The sequence below is a fragment of the Streptomyces sp. NBC_01017 genome (assembly GCF_045162795.1).
Classification (GTDB): domain Bacteria; phylum Actinomycetota; class Actinomycetes; order Streptomycetales; family Streptomycetaceae; genus Streptomyces; species Streptomyces machairae.
The window spans coordinates 7,576,812-7,590,932 of the sequence record NZ_CP108683.1; the positions used below are offsets into that span (position 1 = coordinate 7,576,812).

12 protein-coding genes and 1 pseudogene are annotated in these 14,121 nt (G+C 72.9%); 8 read left to right on the forward strand and 5 right to left on the reverse strand.

What is annotated here, in order from left to right:
- Positions 1-20: 20 nt before the first annotated feature.
- Genes OG331_RS34830 through OG331_RS34840 form a run of 3 tightly spaced genes read left to right on the forward strand, consistent with a single transcriptional unit; the run spans position 21 to position 3,092 of the window.
- Positions 21-1,556 carry an HtaA domain-containing protein gene (locus OG331_RS34830; protein ID WP_406203667.1) on the forward strand — a complete coding sequence of 512 codons (1,536 nt, stop codon included), beginning with the start codon at positions 21-23 and terminating at the stop codon, positions 1,554-1,556.
- Positions 1,557-1,566: 10 nt separating this feature from the next.
- A complete protein-coding gene (locus OG331_RS34835; RefSeq protein ID WP_406203670.1) occupies positions 1,567-2,451 on the forward strand; it encodes a hypothetical protein in 885 nt (294 codons plus the stop codon).
- The gene (locus tag OG331_RS34840) at positions 2,448-3,092 is read left to right on the forward strand and encodes a PhzF family phenazine biosynthesis protein (RefSeq protein ID WP_406203673.1); all 645 of its coding nucleotides are present in this window, start codon (positions 2,448-2,450) and stop codon (positions 3,090-3,092) included. The genes OG331_RS34835 and OG331_RS34840 overlap by 4 nt, the downstream gene beginning before the upstream one ends.
- A gap of 13 nt (positions 3,093-3,105) precedes the next feature.
- Here OG331_RS34840 and OG331_RS34845 read toward each other — a convergent pair whose 3' ends face one another.
- Both OG331_RS34845 and map read right to left on the reverse strand, forming a co-directional pair.
- Positions 3,106-3,753, reverse strand: a complete 648-nt coding sequence (locus OG331_RS34845) for a heme oxygenase (biliverdin-producing) (RefSeq protein WP_406203676.1) — start codon at positions 3,751-3,753, stop codon at positions 3,106-3,108.
- A gap of 122 nt (positions 3,754-3,875) precedes the next feature.
- The gene (gene map, locus OG331_RS34850; RefSeq protein WP_406203679.1) at positions 3,876-4,733 is read right to left on the reverse strand and encodes a type I methionyl aminopeptidase; all 858 of its coding nucleotides are present in this window, start codon (positions 4,731-4,733) and stop codon (positions 3,876-3,878) included.
- A 58-nt stretch (positions 4,734-4,791) separates the two neighbouring features.
- On the opposite strand from map, the gene OG331_RS34855 reads away from it, so the two are divergent.
- Positions 4,792-5,022 (forward strand): hypothetical protein, encoded by a 231-nt coding sequence (locus OG331_RS34855; RefSeq protein ID WP_362377992.1) that lies wholly within the window; start codon positions 4,792-4,794, stop codon positions 5,020-5,022.
- Here the strand turns inward: OG331_RS34855 and OG331_RS34860 are convergent.
- Together OG331_RS34860 and OG331_RS34865 are read right to left on the reverse strand one after the other, a co-directional pair.
- A pseudogene (locus OG331_RS34860) lies at positions 5,023-6,415 on the reverse strand (MFS transporter).
- 76 nt (positions 6,416-6,491) lie between these two features.
- Complete coding sequence (locus OG331_RS34865; RefSeq protein WP_406203682.1) at positions 6,492-7,094, reverse strand: hypothetical protein; 603 nt, start codon at positions 7,092-7,094, stop codon at positions 6,492-6,494.
- Between the two features lie 161 nt (positions 7,095-7,255).
- On the opposite strand from OG331_RS34865, the gene OG331_RS34870 reads away from it, so the two are divergent.
- Genes OG331_RS34870 through OG331_RS34880 form a run of 3 tightly spaced genes read left to right on the forward strand, consistent with a single transcriptional unit; the run spans position 7,256 to position 9,333 of the window.
- Positions 7,256-8,329: an exo-alpha-sialidase gene (locus tag OG331_RS34870; protein ID WP_406203685.1), complete on the forward strand. Its 1,074-nt coding sequence runs from the start codon at positions 7,256-7,258 to the stop codon at positions 8,327-8,329.
- Positions 8,330-8,367: 38 nt separating this feature from the next.
- Entirely contained in the window at positions 8,368-9,093 is a 726-nt protein-coding gene (gene npdG / locus OG331_RS34875) for an NADPH-dependent F420 reductase (protein ID WP_406203688.1), read from the forward strand.
- A gap of 54 nt (positions 9,094-9,147) precedes the next feature.
- Positions 9,148-9,333, forward strand: coding sequence for a hypothetical protein (locus tag OG331_RS34880; protein WP_391394561.1), 186 nt, complete (start codon positions 9,148-9,150; stop codon positions 9,331-9,333).
- A gap of 12 nt (positions 9,334-9,345) precedes the next feature.
- On the opposite strand, the gene OG331_RS34885 is transcribed toward OG331_RS34880, so the two are convergent.
- Positions 9,346-10,146, reverse strand: coding sequence for a site-2 protease family protein (locus OG331_RS34885; protein ID WP_406203691.1), 801 nt, complete (start codon positions 10,144-10,146; stop codon positions 9,346-9,348).
- Between the two features lie 291 nt (positions 10,147-10,437).
- On the opposite strand from OG331_RS34885, the gene OG331_RS34890 reads away from it, so the two are divergent.
- Positions 10,438-14,082, forward strand: a complete 3,645-nt coding sequence (locus OG331_RS34890) for an AfsR/SARP family transcriptional regulator (RefSeq protein ID WP_406203694.1) — start codon at positions 10,438-10,440, stop codon at positions 14,080-14,082.
- The last annotated feature ends 39 nt before the right edge of the window (positions 14,083-14,121 follow it).

The following is a 14,121-nucleotide window of genomic DNA, read 5'->3' on the forward strand; positions in this document are numbered from 1 at the left end:
CCGCAAGGAGAACCCGGACCATGTCCGCCACTTCCCGCAGACGCCGTCCCGTCACCCTCGCCGCCGCTGTCGCCACCGCGGCCGCGCTGGGCGCCACCGCACTCGCCACCCTCGGCGCCGGCACCGCCTCGGCGGCCGAAGTCCCGCTCAGCGGCTACGAGTTGACGTGGGGCATCAAGCAGTCGTACCGCACCTACGTGACCGGCATGGCGGCCGGCAGCTTCACCGCGAAGGACGGTGCCTCGCAGGCCACCGGGAACGGCGCGTTCACCTTCACGGACGGCACCGGCACCTACGACTCCACGGCCCACACCGTCGACCTCGCCTTCAAGGGCGACCTCCGGATCGTCTCCAAGCTGCACGGCTTCGACATCGCCCTGTCCGACGTGCGGTTCGACAGCGGGGCCGCCGAGATCACCGCCGATGTCACCAAGTCCGGTACGACCGCGCAGGACGTGCCGCTCGCCGACGTCACCGTGACCCGGGCGATGACCGACATGGCGACCAAGCTGACGAAGGAGGCCGCGGACGTCTTCGGCAGCGCGAGCTACGAGGGCGCGGCGGGGGACCCGCTCACCGTCGTACAGAAGACGCCGCCCCAGTCGCCGACGCCCACGCCGACCCCCACGGCCACCGCCACGCAGTCCCCGAGCCCGACCCCGACGCCGACCGCGACGGCCACGCAGTCCCCGACCCCGACCGCCACGGCGACCGGATCCGCCGCGCCGTCCACGAGCGCCGACCCCTCCGAGTCCGCCCCCGAGGCCCCGGCCCAGGGCGACATGGCCGACGGCACGCTCGACTGGGGCGTCAAGCAGTCCTTCCGGTCGTACGTCGTGGGCACCGTGGCGAAGGGCGAGATCACGACGTCGGACGGCGCCTCGCAGGCCAGCGGCAACGGGGCCTTCACCTTCGTCGACGCGACGGGGGAGTACGACACCGACGCAGGCACCCTCTCCGCGAGCTTCGAGGGCGCCGTCAACTTCAAGGGCCACAAGGGCGAGGGCGAGAACGGCGGGTACGGCCTCGACCTCACCCTGAACAACCTCCGCGCGACCCTCGACGAGGGCACAGGCGAACTCACCGCCGATGTCACCAGCCTCGGCGAGAAGACCGAGGACGTGGTCCTGGCCGGCCTGAAGGCGAACGAGTCAGACCTGACCGCGCAGGACGACGTCATCACGGTCGACGACGTCAAGGCCACCCTCACCGAGGCCGGCGCGAAGGCCTTCGGCGGTTTCTACACCGCCGGCACCGAACTCGACCCGGTCGACCTGGCGGTGGCCCTGACGGCCGACGCGGACCTGCCCGGCGGCGACGACGGCTCGACGGGGGGATCGACCGGCGGTTCCACGGGCGGTTCGACCCGCGGCTCCTCCGGCACGGCGGGTTCGACCACCGGCGGCACGGGCTCGACGACCGGCGGTGTGACGGGCGGCCTCGCCAACACCGGTTCGGACGTGCCGGTGGCGGCGCTGGGCACGGCCGCCGCGGTGACCGCAGCCGCGGGCGCGGCCGTGGTATTCGCGATGCGCAGGCGGCGTACCGAGGCGTAAGACTGTCCCCATGAACAGGGGGCACAGAGAACTGCTGGGGCCGGGGCGGCTGGTACTGAACGTACGAGACCGTCCCGGCCCGCCGGCATTGCGTTTCGAGACCGCGGACCGGGGACGGCTGCTGCTGCGGCAGGAGGACCGCCCCGTGCTGCTGGGCCGGTCCGTGGGCGAGGGCTGCTGCCCTGAGCTGTATCTGCACCGCCTCGACGGCTACCGCTCACCGCTTCCGCCGCTGAGCTCGTCGGCCATGCGATCGTCGGTCAACTGGCCGCACCGGTACGCCAGTTGGCTGGAGGAGGCGGACGGGGCCCCGTTGCGGGACGGACGCTGGGAGCTGGCCCTGCGGACCGGCTTCCCGCCGGGCATCTGGACCGAGGACTTCGTACGGGACTGGCCCGGCGGCCGGCTGGCACTGTCCTGCGGGGGCGGCTGGCACGGAGTCCTCCCGCTGCGCCGGCTCTCGTCGCCGGATGCCGCGCGGGTGAAGGCGTACCGCAAGCACGCCCGCGACGGCACACTCGCGCCCGTCCTGCTGTGGTGGGTGTCCTTCCTGGACGGCTGGGTGATCCTCGACGGTCACGACCGGGCGGTGGCGGCACTGGCGGAGGACCGCACGCCGGAGTGCGTGGAACTGGGCCGGGTGCCCGACGAGGCCGACTGGCGCAGGGCTGCCGAGGAGGTGACGGAGGCTCACGCGCACCGTATGCAGGGCCTGGCGGCGCGCGCCGACGACCCGGGCGCGGAACGCCAACGGGCCACCATGGAAAGGGCGTACGGCGACACGATCGCCTCGCTGCCCTACGGCGTGCCCCCCACCCGCTTCCTGCCCCTCCCCGGCGGAGCCGCCGCCTGGGACGAGCTCGCCGCCCGGGTGATGTTTCAATTTCCCCCGTGACTGACTTCGACGTCCTGCGCGTCTTCTGCGGCCCCAACGGCGGATACGGCAACGAACTCGGCGTCGTCCGCGAGGGCTCCGTCATGCCCGACCCGGCCGACCGGCAGGCCTTCGCCGGCAAGCTGGGCTTCAGCGAGACCGTGTTCGTCGACGACCCCGAGCGCGGAGTCATCGACATCTACACCCCGACCCTGCGCCTGCCCTTCGCCGGTCACCCCTGCGTCGGCACGGCCTGGCTCCTCGACGTGCCCGAACTGATCACCCCGGCCGGCGTGGTGGGCACGCGGCTGGACGGCGAGTTCAGCTGGATCGAGGCACGGGCGGAGTGGGCCCCGCCGCGCACCCTGCGGCAGTACGGGACGGCGGCCGAGGTGGACGAGCTCGACGTGCCCCCGCCAGGAGAGTGGATCTATGCCTGGGCGTGGGAGGACGAGGCGGCCGGCCGTATCCGGGCGCGTGCCTTCCCCGGCCGCGGCGACGGCATCGACGAGGTCGAGGCGACCGGCGCGGCGGCCCTGCAGCTCACCGACCGCCTGGGCCGCGCCCTCAACATCACCCAGGGAGCCGGGTCCCAGATCCTCACGGCACCGCAGCCCGGGGGCTGGGTGGAGATCGGAGGGCGAGTCTTCCTGGAGCGCTGATTTCCGCGCGCACTCAGGCGCTCAGCGGGAACTCCTCGCCCAGCGCCCGGAACACCGCCGTGTTCAAGGCGAACGCCCTCTTGCACTCCGCCACGATCCGCTGCCTCTCCAGGTCGTCGGCGCGGACCTGGTCCAGGAGTTCGCGGTAACCCCGCTTGAACGCCGCCGGGTTGGTGATCTCCTCGAAGACGTAGAAGCGGACCCCGTCGCCCTTGCGGGCGAAGCCCCAGGTCTTCTCCGCCTTGTCGCGGATGATCTGGCCGCCGGAGAGGTCGCCCAGGTAGCGCGTGTAGTGGTGGGCGATGTACCCGGCCGGCCAGCTGTCGGCGCACTCCCGCACCCGGTCCGCGTACGCCTGCGTCGCGGGCAGTGCCGACAGCCCCGTCCGCCACTGCGGACCCCGCAGATGCGCCAGGTCCCGCTCCAGCGACGTCAGCCGGAACAGCTCCGGCTGGATGAAGGGGCCGGTCACCGGGTCCGACGCCAGCCGCTCGGTGCCGGTCTCCAGCGCCTCGTACACGAACCACAGCTGCTCGGTGTAGCGCGCGTACGCGTCCACGCCCAGCCGGCCGCCGAGCAGGTCGCTCATGAACGTCGAGGTCTCCGCCTCCACGTGCTGCTCGTGGGAGGCGGTGCGGATGACTGTCGAGAAGGAGTCCATGGGAGTATTTTCTGAGGTTAGGCTTACCTAAGTCAATAGGGTTGCCGACGCTGTGTCGGTAAAAGGGTACCGAGAAAACCCGCCCTCCGCAGGGCGAAGGACGGGTTCGGTGACCTGCTCGGTTACGGCAGCGTGAGGATCTCCGTCCCCGTCTCCGTCACCACCAGCGTGTGCTCGAACTGCGCGGTGCGCTTGCGGTCCTTCGTGACGACCGTCCAGCCGTCGTCCCACATGTCGTACTCGTGCGTCCCGAGCGTCAGCATCGGCTCGATCGTGAAGGTCATGCCGGGCTGGATGACCGTCGTCGCGTGCGGGCTGTCGTAGTGCGGGACGATCAGGCCGGAGTGGAACGACGAGTTGATGCCGTGGCCGGTGAAGTCACGCACCACGCCGTAGCCGAAGCGCTTGGCGTACGACTCGATGACCCGCCCGATGATGTTGATCTGACGGCCCGGCTTGACCGCCTTGATCGCGCGGCTCAGGGACTCCCGGGTCCGCTCCACCAGCAGCCGGGACTCCTCGTCGACGTCCCCGACCAGGTACGTGGCGTTGTTGTCGCCGTGCACCCCGCCGATGTACGCCGTCACGTCGAGGTTGACGATGTCGCCGTCGCGCAGCACCGTCGAGTCCGGGATGCCGTGGCAGATGACCTCGTTGACGCTGGTGCACAGGGACTTCGGGAAGCCGCGGTAGCCGAGCGTGGAGGGGTAGGCGCCGTGGTCGCACATGTACTCGTGCGCCACCTTGTCCAGCTCGTCCGTCGTGACACCGGGCGCGATCAGCTTCGCCGCCTCGGCCATCGCCCGCGCGGCGATACGGCCGGCGACACGCATCGCCTCGACGGTCTCCGGAGTCTGCACCTCCGGTCCCGTGTACGGCGTCGGCGCGGGCTTGCCGACGTACTCGGGGCGACGGATGTTTCCGGGCACGGAACGGGTGGGGGAGAGCTCCCCTGGGACGAGCAGCGACTGGCCAGACATGCCAGCGAGTCTAACCAGCGGGCATGGGGGAACATGTCGGTGGCGAGAGGAGCCGGACATGGCCTTGTTCAAGAAGCGGACGGTCGGCAAGCCGGGGGAGTGGTACTACTGCCTCGTCCACAAGAAGGTCGAGGAGGGGCCCGAGTGCCCGGCCAAGGACCGATTCGGACCGTACGCCACCCCGCAGGAGGCCCAGCAGGCGATGGACCTCGCCCGTGAGCGCAACCTGGAGTGGGAGGGCGACCCGCGGTGGCACGACGCCCCGAACCGCGCGGCGGACGACGACTGATCAGCCCTCCGCGGGCGCCGGCGCGGGTTTCGCCGCCGGCGCCTGTGCGGCCGCTGCCGCCGCCCGCTGCTCCCGCAGCCGTACCGCATGCTCGTTCGTCCGCGCGTCGTACGTCATCAGCTTCGGCAGGCACAGCGCCAGCAGCCCCACCGCGCCCACGCACAGCAGCCCGCCCGACCAGATCGACGTCCGCACGCCCCGCCAGGCCGCCATGCCGCCGACGTAGCTCTGGCCCAGCTGCGGGCCCACCGAGTACGACAGCAGCTCGATCCCGGCGAGCCGGCCGCGCAGTTCGTCCGGGATCGTCTGGTTCCACATCACCCCGCGGAAGATGCCGCTGACCATGTCCGCGGCGCCGCCGAGGGCCAGGAACAGCAGGACCAGCCATACGTTCCCGGAGACACCGGCCGCCGCGATCGCCGTGCCCCACAGCGCGTCCGCCAGGACGACGGCCCGCCCGTGCCGGTGTACCCGCGAGGTCCAGCCGCTGGTCAGGCTCACCAGCATCGCCCCGGCGGGTACCGCCGCGTACTCCCCCAGTGCCTTAAGGGCCTGGGGGGACCCCCATGGCCCAGCGCCCAGGGGGCGTTCAACTCGTCGGCGAGGAACGGCAGTACGGCGAGCGGCATCGCGAAGAGCATCGCCGCGATGTCGATCACATACGTGCCGAGCAGCTCCTTGCGGTTCCAGGCGTAACGGGCGCCCTCGGCGATGGCCTTCAAGGACGGCTTCGCGGCCTCGTGGGAGGCGGGGGAGGGGGCGAGACCGAGCACGAACAGCACGGAGACGACGAAGGTCAGCAGATCCACGCCGTACGCCCAGCCGAGCCCCGCGTACGCCACGACCACGCCGGCCAGGGCCGGGCCGGCCACGCCGCCGACCTGCCAGCGCAGCGCGTTGAGCGAGGCGGCGGCCGGGAGGTGGTCGTGGGCCACGATCCGGGGCAGCAGGGCGTCCATGGCCGGCCGCTGGACCGACACGAGGGCGGAGGACAGGGCGGCGACGACATACAGCGGCCAGATGGCAGGGCTCGCAGCAGGGCGTTGACCAGCAGCACCGCGCTGAGCACCGCCTGCCCGGCCTCCGTCCACACGATCAGCTTCCGCTTGTCGAGCGCGTCGGCGAGCGCACCCCCATACAGCCCGAACGCGATCAGCGGCACCAGCTCCACGGCCCCGATCGCCCCGACCGCCGCGGCGGACCCCGTCAGCTCCTTGATCTGCACGGGCAGCGCGACGAAGGTCAGGAAGCTGCCGAAGTAGGAGACCAGCCCTGACAGCCACAGCCGCCGGAAGTCGACGGAGGCCCGCCACGGTGCGAGGTCGGGCAGCACGGCCCGGAGGCGGGAAGCCGGCGAGGGAGGAGTGGGGGGAGCGGGGGAGTCGTCGGTCACGAAAGGTCAAGCTCAGGCGGTGCGGTGCCCGAGGCAAACGGTTTTGCGGGCGAGGCGCCCGGCACCGGCCAGTGGGTCACCAGCCCGTGGGCGGCGGCGCCGTCAGGGAGTCCGCCAGGCGGGACAGGCGGTCCCGGAAGCGCCGGCGCCCCCGCGGAGAGGGCAGCGCGTTCTCGCCGGCGGCCGCGCTCACCAGGTGCTGCACGGTGTCCAGATCCAGCTCCGCACCCTCCGGCACGGTCAGCGTCTCGTGGGCCATCGACGTCAGTTCGTCCTCGCCGGCGCCCAGCGCCAGCACCGTCGCGCCGGCCAGCCGGGCGTCGTGCACCCCCTCCAGAAGCGGCGCGCCCGGCCGTTGCGGCGACACCACCAGCAGCGTCTCCCCGCGCCGCGCCGCCGCCAACCGCCCGAGCCCGACCGCCAGATGGGCCGGATCCGAGGCCCGCGCGTGATGCCGTACGAGTGTCGGGGCCAGCTCCGGAGTGCCCGACCAGGCGGCCTCGTCGACCAGATGGGCCGCCAGATGCCACGGCTCGTACTGCGGCGTGCCGACCAGCAGCAGCCCGCCCCCGTGCGCCACCGCCGACGTCCGCAGCGCGCCCGCGAACCGCCGGGTGGCCCCCAACCACTCGGTTCCGGCGAGTACTTCGCGCAGCAACGCGACACGTACGGCATCCATGCGACCGCATCCTGCCGCAACCGACCACTCTTGACCCGGAGTTCACCACGAATTCGCCCGACTTGGGCAGATGGACTCGTTGTCCCGCACATCCGTCCGTACGCCGGCCGCGCAGCCACGGGTGACCGAGCCGCGGCGACCGGCCATTCGAGGAGCCCCCCATGGCAGAGACCAGCGTCCCCTTCCGCGCGGGCCGCGAGGGCTACGCGAGCTTCCGCATCCCGGCCGTCGTCGCCACCACCACCGGCACCCTCCTCGCCTTCTGCGAGGGCCGGGTCGGCTCGCACGACGACTTCGGGAACATCGACATCGTGCTGAAGCGCTCCACCGACGGCGGCCGCACCTGGGGCCCGCTCCAGGTCGCCGCCAAGAACGGTGACGACCTCGCCGGCAACCCGGCTCCCGTCGTCCTCGACACCGGCCGCGTCCTGCTCGTCCACGTCCGCAATGCCGCCCTCGCCACCGAGAGCGCCATCCGCCGCGGTGCGGTGAGCGCCGCGGACGGGCGGCGGGTCTGGGTGCAGCACAGCGACGACGACGGGGCGACCTGGTCCGCACCGACGGAGATCACCAAGGGCACGAAGCGGCCGGAGTGGCGCTGGTACGCCACCACCCCGGGCCACGCCGTCCAGCTGGCCGGCGGCCGGGTCGTCGTCCCCGCCAACCACTCCCTGCCCCCGACCGGACGGGACAACGGCACGGAGGGCAAGTACAACGGGGGCCACTGCCTGCTCAGCGACGACCGCGGCGCCACCTGGCGCATCGGGTACGTCGACGGGAACACCGACGGCTACGTCAACGTCAACGAGACCACCGCCGCCGAACTCCCCGACGGGCGCGTCTACTTCAACGCCCGCAACGACTCGACGTCCCCCGGCACCCGCGCCGACGCCTACTCCGAGGACGGCGGCGCGACGCTGGTGAAACCCTTCCGCCCCCAGGCCGGCCTCGCCGCCCCCGTCTGCGAGGGCAGCGTCCTGCAGCTGCGCGACCCCGACCTGCTGCTCTACGCCGGCCCCGCCGACCCCGGCTTCCGCGCCCTGATGACCATCCGCGCCTCCGCCGACGGCGGCATCACCTGGCGGTCCGCGCACACGGTGGACGGACTGCCCGCCGCGTACTCGGACCTCGTACGGATCGACGACGACGCGGTCGGACTCCTCTACGAGACCGGCGACTTCAGCGCGTACGAGACCATCACCTTCCGGCGGGTACCCGTGACGGAGCTCACCTGAGCCCTTTGGGCCGGGTGGGGCGGACGTAAAGTCGGCGCATGACCTCTAGCGACAGTGCACAGCAGCCCGCCGGGACCCCCGCGAAGGCCCCGGCCAAGGACCCCTGGGACCTCCCGGACGTCTCCGGGCTCGTCGTCGGCGTGCTCGGCGGGACCGGGCCGCAGGGCAAGGGCCTCGCCTACCGGCTCGCCCGGGCCGGCCAGAAGGTGATCATCGGCTCGCGGGCCGCCGAGCGCGCCGAGTCCGCCGCCGGGGAGCTCGGGCACGGCGTCGAGGGCGCCGACAACGCCGAGTGCGCGCGGCGCAGCGACATCGTGATCGTCGCCGTGCCGTGGGAGGGCCACGGCAAGACCCTCGAATCCCTGCGCGAGGAACTGGCGGGCAAGCTGGTCGTCGACTGCGTCAACCCGCTCGGCTTCGACAAGCAGGGCGCCTACGCGCTGAAGCCGGAGGAGGGCAGCGCCGCCGAGCAGGCCGCCGCCCTGCTGCCGGACTCCCGGGTGACGGCCGCCTTCCACCATCTGTCGGCGGTCCTCCTGGAGGACCCGGAGATCGACGAGATCGACACCGACGTGATGGTCCTCGGCGAGGTCCGGGCGGACGTCGAGATCGTCCAGGCGCTGGCGGGCCGCATCCCCGGTATGCGCGGCATCTTCGCGGGGCGGCTGCGCAACGCCCACCAGGTGGAGGCGCTGGTCGCGAACCTGATCTCGGTGAACCGGCGCTACAAGGCGCACGCGGGGCTCCGCGTCACGGACGTATGACGGGATGGGGGACACTGGTCGGCGTAGCAGTGTCCCCCGAAGGAGCCGAGTGAAATGCCCCGCCTTGGTGTCTATGCCCTGATCGTCTGCGTGCTGGCCGTGGCCGCGGCCGTGGTCTCGTTCGCGCAGGGCAGCTTGCTGGGGATCGTGTGGGTGCTGCTGGCGGGGCTGTCCAGCAACATGTGCTGGTACTACGTGAAGCGGGGCAGGGACGAGCGGCGGGACTCGGCCAGGGGCTGAGCCCGAACCGGGTCATCCGCTGATCGAGCAGAGCTCGTTCGAGTCCCGCCAGAAGCGGAACAGGTCGTAGCCGCAGTACGTGTCGAAGTCGCTGATGCCGAGGCCGCGCAGGACGGCGTCGATCATGTCGAAGAACACGCCGTTGACCTCCGGGACCCAGAGCAGCGCGAACACGAACAGCAGACCGAACGGCGCGAACGGCTCCACCTGGCGCCTGACCTTCTGCGACAGCCACGGCTCGATCACGCCGTAGCCGTCCAGGCCCGGGACCGGCAGGAAGTTCAGGATCGCCGCCGTGACCTGGAGCAGTGCGAGGAAGGCGAGCGCGAACCGGAAGTCGCTGGGGACGCCGTCCAGGGCGTCCAGCCAGAACGGGGCGGTGCACACGACGGCGAACAGCACGTTCGTCAGCGGCCCGGCCGCCGAGATCAGACTGTGCCGCCAGCGCCCCCGGATCCGCCCGCGCTCGATGAAGACGGCACCGCCCGGGAGGCCGATGCCGCCCATGATCACGAAAATGACGGGGAGCACGATGCTGAGCAGGGCATGCGTGTACTTCAGCGGGTTGAGCGTGAGGTAGCCCTTCGCGCCGACCGAGATGTCCCCGCTGTGCAGGGCGGTACGCGCGTGTGCGTACTCGTGCAGACACAGGGACACGATCCAGGCGGCCGTCACGAACAGGAACACGGCCAGGCCGGGCTGCTCGGCGAAGCCGGTCCAGGTGGCCCAGCCCGTCACCGCCGTGACGGCCAGGATCCCCACGAAGACGGGGCTGATCCGCCGATCGCTGCGGCGGGTGAGAGCGGTGGTCATGAGGACGGGCTCCTGGGACGGCGGGACGTCGGGACTGCCCGACCGTACCGGGCGCACGGGGAAAACGTCTCGCGGTGGACCGTTGGTTCCGGGGAAGGTGGGGGCATGGGTTTCGGCGGGTGGTGTGCGCGCGGGCGGACGGGGCGCTGCGGTACGGCGTTCTCGGCGGGGGACGCGGTGAGGCGGCCGGGCCGCTGCCACGGGCGGCGGGTACACCGTGTTCGCGCCCGCCCCGCAGCCGCCTCGCCCCGCCGACCAATGCCGTGACCGGCCCGACGACCACCAGAGACAATGGACCCCGTGCGCTATCGCATCCTCGGCACCACCCAGGTACTACGCCCCGACGGCAGCCCCGTTCCTGTCGGCGGGGCCCGTTTGCGCGCCCTGCTCACCGTGCTCGCGCTGCGGGGTGGCCGGACCGTGCCGGCGGGATTGCTGGTCGACGAGGTGTGGGAAGGGGAGCCGCCCGCTGACGCCACGGGTGCCTTGCAGGCGCTCGTCGGGCGATTGCGGCGGGCCCTCGGGGCGGACGCGGTCGTCTCGGTGGAGGGCGGCTACCAGCTCGCTGCCGCGCCCGACGACATCGACCTGCACCGCTTCGAGCGGCTCGTCGGCGAGGGCACGCGCGCGTTGGCCGACGGAGACCCGGCCAAGGCCGCCGTCGTCCTCGACGACGCCCTGGCGCTGTGGCGCGGGCCCGCCCTCGCCGACCTCCCCGACCGCACCGCCGAGGCGGCCCGCCAGGCGACCCGGCGCCTCGACGCGCTGCGCGCCCGCCACACCGCCGCCCTCGCCCTCGGCCACGCCGAACAGTCCCTGCCGGAACTGACCGCCCTGTGCGACACCCACCCCCTGGACGAACCCCTCCAGGCCTTGCGCCTGCGCGCCCTGCGCGACGCGGGCCGCACGGCAGAGGCACTGGTCGCCTACGAGGACGTACGACGCCTGCTGGCAGACCGCCTCGGCTCGGACCCGGGCCCGGAACTGCGCGCCCTGCATGCGGACCTGCTCCGGCCGAGGGGCGGCGGCCGGGGGCTCGGTCCGCGGGTGGGCGACGGCGGGCTCGGTGACGCTGACGCTGGGGCGGACCGTCCGGGCAACGGCGGAACGCCCGCGGCCCCCGACGCCCACGGACCCGGCCCCACCGACACCGACACCGACACCGACTCCGACTCCGACACCGAAGCGCACCGTACGAGGCACGCCGACGCAGGCACGGGCGGGTCCGGCGAGGCGCACCTTCCCGGCCCTCCGAGCGCCCCCGGCGATCCCGCCGCGCCCGATGCGCGCAGCACCGACGCCGCGTACGGTCGGGCCCTCACGCTCGGCTCCTCGGCCGACGCCGCCAATCTCGCCGCCCGCACGGACGCCTCCGCCGATCCGCCCGGCGCACCCCGGCTCACCGCCCCCGTCCCGACCCCCGGCAACCTCCGCGCCCGGCTCACCTCCTTCGTCGGCCGGGAAGCCGACATCGAGGCCATCCGCGGGGACCTCAGGACCGCCCGGCTCGTCACGCTGCTGGGCCCCGGCGGGGCCGGGAAGACGCGGCTGTCGCAGGAGGCCGCCGAGAGCGTGCGGGACGGTGCCCCGGACGGGGTGTGGCTGGCCGAGCTGGCGCCGGTCGACGCCCCCGAGGCCGTCCCGGAGGCCGTTCTCACCGCTGTCGGCGCCCGCGAGACCGTGCTGTACGGCGCCGGCGCCGAGGCCATGCGGGCCGGGTCCGACCGGCACGACGACCCCGTCGAGCGGCTCGCGGAGCACTGCGGCAAACGCCGGATGCTGCTGATCCTCGACAACTGCGAGCACGTCGTCGAGGCCGCCGCCCGTCTCGTCGCGGAGCTGCTGGAGCGCTGCCCGGAGCTGACGGTGCTGGCCACCAGCCGCGAACCCCTCGGCGTACCGGGGGAGTTGCTGCGGCCCGTCGAGCCGTTGCCCGAGCCCGTCGCGCTGCGGCTGCTCGCCGACCGGGGCGCCGCCGCCCGGCCCGGCTTCCGTGTCGACGCCGACGAGGAGACCGCCGCGGCCTGCGCCGAGATCTGTCTGCGCCTCGACGGCCTCCCGCTCGCCATCGAACTCGCCGCCGCCCGACTCCGCATGCTCACCCCACGCCAGATCGCGGACCGTCTGGACGACCGCTTCCGCCTGCTCACCTCCGGCAGCCGCACCGTCCGCCCCCGCCAGCAGACCCTGCGGGCGGTCGTGGACTGGTCGTGGGAACTGCTCGACGAGGACGAACGCGACGTGCTGCGGCGGCTGTCCGTCTTCGCGGGCGGCTGCGACCTCACCGCCGCCGAGGCCGTGTGCGGACCCGCAGCCCTGGACTCGCTCGGCTCCCTCGTCGACAAGTCCCTGGTGGTGGCCGCCCCGTCGGCGGACGGCGCGATGCGCTACCGGCTCCTGGAGACCGTCGCCGAGTACGCCGGTGAGCGCCTCGACGAGACCGGCCGGCGCGCCGGGGCCGAGCGCGCGCATCTGACGTACTACCGCGAACTCGCCCGCACCACCGACGCGTTGCTGCGCGGCCCCGGCCAGCTCGCCGCCATCGAGCGCCTGGAACGCGAGTACGAGAATCTGCGCATCGCGCTGCGCCACGCGGTCGCCGGCCGCGACGAGCAGGAGGCGGTGTGCCTGATCCTGTCGCTGGCCTGGTACTGGCAGATGCGCGAACTGCGGATCGAGGCCCGCAACTGGTCCCGCGAGGTCCAGACCCTCGGCCCCGACCCCTTCGCCGAGCCGGTCCGCCCCGCGCAGCCGGTGTGGGAGCGCTGCACGGACACCCCGCCCCCGTGGACCGGGGAGGCCCTCGAAGAGGCACGGCGCGGTGTCCATCTCGTCCATCTCGCCTGCATGGACACCGAGTTGGAGGCCTGGCAGACCCCCGGGGCACAGGCCAAGCTGCGTGCCATCGCCGCCACCTACGAGCCGGGCATGCCGCAGACCTGCCGGCTGCCCGGCTACCTCTGGATCTTCGCCGTCATGCTCACCGGGGACATGGAGCGGCTGCGCACCGTCCTCGACGCCACCGTCCGCACCTCCCGCGAGACGCCCGGGTACGACTGGGAGCTCGCAGCGAGCCTGCAGTGGCGCGCCAACATGTACGCCAACCGCAGCGACTGGGCGGGCGAGGGCGACGCCATCCGCGATGCCGAGGAGTCGCTGGAGATCTACGAGCGTCTCGGCGATCTGTGGGGCACCGCCGAGGCCCTCGCCGCGCGCGCCGAGGCCTGCGAACGCAAGGGTGAGTGGGGCAGGGCCGCCGCGAACTACGAGGCGGCGATCGAGCGGGCCGAACGGCTCGGCGCCCGCGCCCAGAAGGGCGTTCTCAGGGCCCGGCTCGGCAGCGTCATGATCGAGGCGGGCGAGGGTGAGCGGGGCGAGCGGCTGCTGCGTGCGGTCATCGACGAGGCGAGCGGCGGGAACGACCAGTCGATGCCGTTCGCCCGGCTGATCCTGGCCGGCCGGCTCGGCATGACGGGCCGGATCCCCGAGGCGCGTGAGCAACTCCGGCTGCTGCGGGAGCAGTTCAAGATCGCCCATTTCGTTGTCTTCGATGCCTTCATTCTCGGTGCGGAGGCCTGGCTGGACGCGGCCGACGGCCGGTACGCACGGTGCCTGGACATGATCAGGCGCGCCATGGAACGTGCCGAGGAACCGCTGTCCGAGGCGATCGCCCCGCACATGCGCTCGGCGTTTCTGAGCACCGCCGCCTTCGCCCTGGCCCGCGTCGACGGCGGCAGCCGCGCCCGCGACGCCGCCCGCTGCCTCGGCGCCGCCGACGGACTGCTGCCGGCCCGGTACGTCGCGTCGACACACGAGCGCAAGGTGTACGAAGGGGCGGCGGACCGCACCCGCGCGGTGCTCGGCGACGCGGCCTACGAGGCGGCGTACACGGAGGGCGGTGGCCTCTCCTCCCGGGAGGCCACCGCCCTGATCTGACGTCCGCCGGTTCGTCGTACGGAAACGTCGGCTCCTCGT